This is a genomic window from Vibrio sp. V03_P4A6T147 (assembly GCF_002241085.1).
Taxonomy (GTDB): Bacteria; Pseudomonadota; Gammaproteobacteria; order Enterobacterales; family Vibrionaceae; genus Vibrio; species Vibrio anguillarum.
The window spans coordinates 1-7,096 of the sequence record NZ_NDIO01000058.1 but is presented as its reverse complement, the minus strand read 5'-3'; the positions used below and the strand labels follow the sequence as shown (position 1 = coordinate 7,096).

At 42.8% G+C, this 7,096-nt stretch carries 3 protein-coding genes; all 3 read left to right on the top strand.

The window, feature by feature from the left end:
* Positions 1 to 479, top strand: a 479-nt coding sequence (gene dptF, locus B9J84_RS02065; protein WP_094123425.1) for a DNA phosphorothioation-dependent restriction protein DptF, incomplete at its 5' end; no start/stop codon positions are given.
* A 1-nt stretch (position 480) separates the two neighbouring features.
* On the top strand, positions 481 to 1,821 hold the full coding sequence (dptG, locus tag B9J84_RS02060) for a DNA phosphorothioation-dependent restriction protein DptG (protein ID WP_088720966.1): 1,341 nt from the start codon (positions 481 to 483) through the stop codon (positions 1,819 to 1,821).
* Positions 1,802 to 6,946 (top strand): DNA phosphorothioation-dependent restriction protein DptH, encoded by a 5,145-nt coding sequence (dptH, locus tag B9J84_RS02055; protein WP_094123424.1) that lies wholly within the window; start codon positions 1,802 to 1,804, stop codon positions 6,944 to 6,946. Before dptG ends, dptH begins: the two co-directional genes overlap by 20 nt.
* The last annotated feature ends 150 nt before the right edge of the window (positions 6,947 to 7,096 follow it).

Genomic DNA, 7,096 nt, shown 5'->3' with positions numbered 1-7,096 from the left:
AATTTGACGGTTCCGGCAAGCAGAAAAAAGAGTTAAACAAATTTTATAAAGACATCCTAATTTCGGCCATCCGCAGCTATTGTAACCGCAACTCTCCAGCTTTAGATAAAGACCAGTTTTTTATCTCAGAATACAACGGCTTTAAAACAGCTGTTGAACTTGAGGTTAAGCCTGACTTTACAACGATCAAAACACAAGGTGTGAGCAAAATTGGTTCCTTCAATACTTACATTCGTGCAGATGACTGTGCACTTCTTCCTATGCCAATTAGCATCAATTTACTCGAGCTACTAGAGAAGATTAATCAAGGATATCGACCTAATAAACACGACAAAAATGCGGTACTTCTATTAGACGAGGTGATTGAGCAGATCATTACTGTTGCAAACGAAAAAAACACCCTGTTTATCCTGAAAAATGATAAGCGCTACAAGATCGTTAATGAAGATAACGAGTATTTCGAAGTGAGTGGTATTTAAAATGACAATGGATAAATACATCAAACCGTTTAATCCGAAGTTGCCACAAACTGCGGAAGAAATACCCAATAAAAATAGCCTGAATAGCTATCTTCCGATTCGTACTAAAGGTAATGACTTTGATTTTGATGCAGTAATTGGACTAGTACTGCGTGGGTTATTGCGTAAGAAGATTGAAGGTTACAAATACGAAGACTTTGTCTCTGATTGTCAGTCTGCGTTTGAGGAAAAGTTAGGCGAAGAAGAGTTTTGGGAAGTACTACGAGAAATGTATTTTGATAACAAAGATATCTTCTCTGTAAGCCCTGAGCTCTTGTTATTTCGTGCTCAAAAAGGTGAATGCTCTGCAGGCGACTCTCGCGTTGCTTCTCTGTTTACCAACTTACTTCAGAATATGCGTGTCGAAGAGTTTGATGCAAAACTCAATTTTATCGAACGAGAAATGCTTTCATCTTTGCGTGAAAAAATGAAAACCGACTCATCGATGCAAGCAACTGAACATCCATATCTGCCATACCTATCTAGGGCATTTCGTGATGATTTGAAGTTTTTGTCAAGTCGACCTAAGTATCTATTGAGCGAAATTGAATCGTTCTTGTCTTTTTATGGTTTTGCTTACACCGCCCAGTTGAGTTTATCGCTAACCGATTGGCGCTCTGGTGAGGGGCCAGTTGCGAAACCTCTGTACTTCATCATGGACCATGAACGAGCTAGTAATGAACGAACGCACATCAAAAACCACGGTTACAAACTATTCAATGAATCCGCAACTCGTTTATTTCCGATGTTGACGATGCTAGAGCTTTTACAACCTAGCTTCGGTGATAAGAACGCAGTTAAAGCACCATTGTGGGCGATTTCAAAGGGCATTCAAGAATCTCGCTATGAACATCTAAAGAGCGAGTTAGAGAACTTTGCCCGAGCATTTAAAAGGCAACGTGACCTAGATACTTCATTTGACGAGTCGGAATCTGCTATTGATTGGCTTGGCAACATTATGAAGTTGGCCATGGCTCAGTTTAGCTTTGGTGAGCGGTTCAACATCAACAAAAAATATGTTTCTGAAGTAGAGAAGTATCTTGCCTCTCCCTTTATTCAAAGTCGAGGTCGTAGCGGTCGAGTACTGGTTCTCAACCAAGACTACATCATTTTATTAACCAACCTTGTGGTTGGAGAAAAGGACAAACTCCGTTTCCACGAACTTATAACCGCATTTAAACAACGTGGTATTTTCGTCGATAAGCAAACCGAGCAAGAACTAATTAAATTCTATGAGCGCATTGGTAACGTTGAGCGTATGAGTGATAGTGGAGACGCAGTTTATGTCCGTAAAACAATTTGAGACCTTTTTAGTGGAGCAGTTTCTAGCGGATGCTGATACTCACATCAAAGCAGGCTTCCGTTATCAGTTCAAGTCACCAGATAGTGAAAACAGTGTGCGTTTGTACCAAGCGATGATCGCGTATGCACAAAATAGTGTTAGTGCGAGCAACGGCATCGAGCTGCCATTTATTCAACTGTCTAACTGTAAGATCGTGCCTGTTATCCATAGTGAGGATCCGGCTGAGTACCAAGGTTTTACGGAGAACTATATTTCACATCTACGTGATGAAGTAGCAAGTCAGTCAAGTTACCTCAAGGGCTGCGCATTGGTGGTTATTCATAACAGCTTATTGGATACGTTAATTAATTCAGCGGAAGACTTAGCAGAACGCGGTCAAGTCTGGAGCCCCGTTAAGATCAAAGCTGCTATGAAGGGGCTTATTGACCAACAAGACAAAGGGCGTGATGTGTCTAACTGCCTTTTGGATGATCAGTTTGATGCGATCCTTGAAGATGGCGCGACTATGTTCGGTTTTGAGTCACTTTATAAAGCGGTCGAAGATGGTGAACTTCGCTTCAATGAACTCGGCATGTTTGAAGATCCACTGGTTGCTGAGATGAGTGGTAATCCGAAACAAATCAAAAAACGTCTTGAAGATAACCGCGCTCTTTATGAAGAGCTCTCTTTTGAAGTTGAACACTTTGGTGACCAGCTTCAGGACCGTTTGAAGTCGTTTGGTGAAAAGTTCATTAACGAAAACTTCTCTGAAACTGGTGCGTGGAAAGATGTCGAATTTGAAGCGTTTCTTCAAGAGAAAAAACGTAACGCGCAACAGCAACTTGTCCTTGAAGAAGAGCAAGCGAGCGAAGGCATGACCATTACTGCGCGTAACCGTGCAGAAACCAAAGCGGGTATGCGTGATCGTCACCTTATCATTGAGCTAGATGAAGGCGTGAATGACTTTGAATTGAAGCTGATTTTCCAAGGTGCAAGCAATCTAGAAAAGAGCCAGTTTAAAATTCAACCAGCTAAAGCACTTGGTAATCAAGAGGTGATTTCAACGCTAAATGGCTTGAAGACGACCCGAGCAAGCTTGAAAGGGACTTACAACAACGAACCGTTGTTTTTTAACCTAGCGCTGAAGCGCGAGAACAAATCTGAGGTCTATAATTTCCGCTGTCTTGTTATTCGCAAGGGTGAGTTTTACATTGAACCGTTCAAAAACATCTTCTTGATCGAGCCTGCGCCTGCGAAGCAGCGTTTAACCTTAAACATGGAAGAGAACAAGCTTCAGATTCGTGCTGAAGAGGGTACGGCTTGTTCTTTGACGGATGCAAAACAAGTCGTAGACATAGCAGAACATTCGGTGGTGGATTTTGAGGTGCTTGCCAATGAAGCGGATGAGATTGACTTCTCAGTTAAGTCAGGTGACAACCAGCTTAAGTTTAATGTTGAAGGTGCAGTAGCCACTGACTCTTTAAGCTTGCCATTGCTACTCAACCGAGGTCGTTACCATAAGCTATTTAAAGATGAATACAACGGCGAGTTTTACGCTCAAAAAGGTAAAGTCGGCATCGATAACAGCGAGTTTGTTGTACCGGGAGTTCGTTTAAAACTACTGCGTTGGGAAGAAGCCTTCATCCGTGACAAAGTGGTGTCTATTTCTGAATCCGACGTAATCAAGTTGGATGACGTACAAGCCATTGATGACGCGATGCATTCATCCTATGTCGAATTGTATGATTACCTTGAACAGCGCCGTAGTACGCCATCTTTAGCCTCTTGGGGGGATGATTTCACGACACTTGTACAAAATGTTGTAGATGCAAGTCTTGCTTATTTCGAAGCGATTCCAACGGGCAGTATGCTGACTAAAGAGCAGAAAGCCGCGCTGAAAATTGGTTTGGTTAAGTCTGAAGGCGAAGAATATTACTCTCCATTCCATCCGTTAATTTTGGCTTACTACCTAAATCTTCGAAAAGTGATTTGTGAAGATGAGAGTTTTGTCAGTTTGCCAGATGTGACATTTGAACGCCTCTCTCCAAAAGGCTTGCTGCCATACGTTTATCATCCACAGTATGAGTTTGCTTACAACCAACAAGTGAAAGAAAACGCGTTCTGGATCAAAAGTGTCCCTCAAGAAAAGAGCTCGCTGACATTCGTTCGTAAACTTGTCAAAGAAAAAATCGACGAGTTTCAAACGGCATTTAGTCAATTATTCACGGGTTCTGAGAAGAGCATCATCATTAATGCGGTGAATCAAGATGGTGCTGAAGAATTGTTCATGGGGCTAGTGGATTACATCCGCAGCAACCAAGAACAAGCGGCTGCGATTCACGTCAATCTTTATGATGACAAACTGACGTTTAATGCGTTTGACCGCTTTGCAGAAACGGCCAATTACGACGAGCTGAAAGAGTGGTTAGAGCTGAACAAAGGCAAAGTACGTGAAGTGGCTGACACCATCATTGATATCCTTCGAACTCGTTTGACCTACAGCAAGTTTACCAACGAGCAGGCGAATAAAGACGGTCAGTCATACGCGCACCTCTCGTTCTTCCGTAATAACGACAAAGTGGATTGCTCAGACATTGCAATCGAAGACATGGCTTCGGGTATTGCATGTGATGGTTTATTAACGGGTGACGCGTCTGAGAGTAAATCTGGCTCTTACTTTACTGGCTTTGGTTTGAAGGGAACGGACTATCAAGACCATCCACACCTGCTGATGGCCAAATACGTTGGTGCTTTACTCAAGCCTGCACTCAAGCCAAATACGCCATATAACGGCACTAATGCAGTTGCGCTTGCAGTGAGTGAAGATTTTAAAGGCTTGCTAGAGCGCTCATATGAGAGCTCCATTTGGACAACCATCATTGACCCAAAAGTGACATTAGACTTCTTCCATAGCAATGAAGATGTGGTGCTGATTCACTATTCCGATCAGTACACCAGCTCATCCAGCTACGATGCGATTACCGTAACGGCACAGCGTGGTCTGTTTGAAAAAGTCATTAAGCAGGGTGATGGTGGCCAAATCAACGAGTTCAATGCCTTTAATGGCGACTGGTTGTTGAAGATGATGACCTGTGCGCCAACCATCAACAAAGAGCGTAAAGGCGTGATTGGTACTTATAAGTTTGTGACTAGTTTAGTGCACAACTCAGACATCACCTGGGTTCCGCTTTCTGTGGCAGAAATGATCCGTGTCTCAGGTAACATTGGCCTGAAAATGTCAGACAGTGAATTCTCGCGTAACGTTCATGGTTACAAAAAAGGCGCGATATCAGATGATGTACTTCTCGTTGGATTTAAAGAAGACGAGATGTATTTACTTCCTGTCGAAGTCAAAACAGGCGCAGTGCCGGATTACAAAAAAGCCGTTAAACAAGCAAAAGAGCTGCTACGTTACCTGAACGAAGACCTTCTGGGTAATGATAACTTGGCTGGTAAACTTTATCGTGGTTTGTTCATGCGCCAAGTGCTAATGCAGGTAGACAAGTACCGCTTGTATAACGTGTTCGCTGCAGATTACTTTGATACCTTGTTAGCCAACAAAGAAGAGTGGTTGAAAGGCGATTATTCGCTAGTAAAAGTCGCTGATTACCCAGATGGTTTTGTTGTGAGCCACCTTGAGGGCGCAAGCTGTTTGCAACCTGAATACCAAATGTTAGACGGTGTGCTAAAAGTAGACCTTCCGATGGGATTACTTCCTCGTCTGGTAGAAACACCGCTGCAAGAAGTGCTCAACGAGTTAGATATCGTCAAGTTATGTCACGTACCGACTGAATTTGTACTTAGTGGTAAAACACAAGCAGAAGCGATCGAAGCAGACTGCCATACTGATACTATGAGAGCTAACGCTCACCCAGAAGCGGATGATTCTGATACTGAGCTAAACATCAATGTTGAGGAGCTTTGCTCTAGAACAGAAGATGGACAAGTAGCTCCGGAGAATGATGTTTCGGTGCAAGGTGCTTCGGAAAAGGTGGATACCTTCAAGGCACAGCCATCGGGAACTAACTTAAATGTGCTCTTTGGTCACAATGCTTTGACGCAAGCGCCATTGAATTGGGAACCAACCAATACGGCTAAGTTTATGAATACCAACACCGGTATTATAGGCACTATGGGTACTGGTAAGACCCAGTTCACCAAATCGGTGATTACACAGCTTTATCGTAATCAGGCGGATAACGTAAACAGCGCATCAATAGGTATGCTGATTTTCGACTACAAGTCTGACTACGTGGACGATAAATTCCAGCAAGCGACAGCAGGTAAAAAGTTTAATCTTCACAAGCTTCCATATAATCCGCTGAGCCTGTTCGGTGATACGCCAATGCTGCCAGTGCATACCGCTCGAGGTTTCTCTGAAACCATGGGCAAAGCCTTTAACCTTGGCCAAAAACAGCAACTGCGTTTACGCAAGCTGGTGGGTGAAGCTTATGAGTTAGCAGGTATCCGTAAAGCGGATCCAAGCTCTTGGACAAAAGCAGCGCCAACAATTGCCGATGTTTGGGCGTTGTTTATTGAAACTGAGCCAGACGAAGATTCGTTATACGCGGCACTTGAAAGCTTATATGAGCTAGAGATCTTCGAAGATGACAACACCAAGTGTATGAGCCTTTACGATCTTGTTGATGGCATAACAGTGGTTGAGTTAGCAGGTTACCCGTCAGAGATCCAAAACCTTGTAGTGGCACTGACACTGGATTTGTTCTATTCACAAATGCAGAAGAAAGGTAAGCCAGAAGTTCAAGGTGATTTCCGTCAAATCACCAAGATGATTTTAGTGGATGAGGCTGACAATTTTATGTCTCAAAACTTCCCAAGTCTTCGCAAAATCCTCAAAGAGGGTCGCGAATACGGTGTAGGCGTGATCCTCTCAACACAGGATATTACGCACTTTCAAACTGGTGAGAATGACTATTCAAGTTATGTACTGACATGGGTTATCCACCGTGTTGCGAAGATTCGCCCTCAAGAGTTAAAAGCGATGTTCGGCGTCAATGACAAAAATGATCAGGAGCGTTTGATGGAAACCATAAATAAACTCGATAAGCATTACAGCTTGTATATTGATGGTGCTAAAAAGATAGTCAAGATGCGAGATAGAGCGTTTTGGGAATTGTTACAATAAATTTGTGAAATTAATATCCTTTGAGATGTTTATCGAAATTTAGGTAAAACACACTGTTTCATATGTATAATTTGGGGCATACCTTTCGAAGGACTTATCTGGCACACGATTAAGCGTATAAGCTTTTGATATTGCTATGTATGCAAAGAG

Coding starts and splice junctions, on each gene's coding strand:
- dptH (WP_094123424.1), top strand. CDS start 1,802: ATGTCCGTAAAACAATTTGAGACCTTTTTAGTGGAGCAGTTTCTAGCG.
- dptG (WP_088720966.1), top strand. CDS start 481: ATGACAATGGATAAATACATCAAACCGTTTAATCCGAAGTTGCCACAA.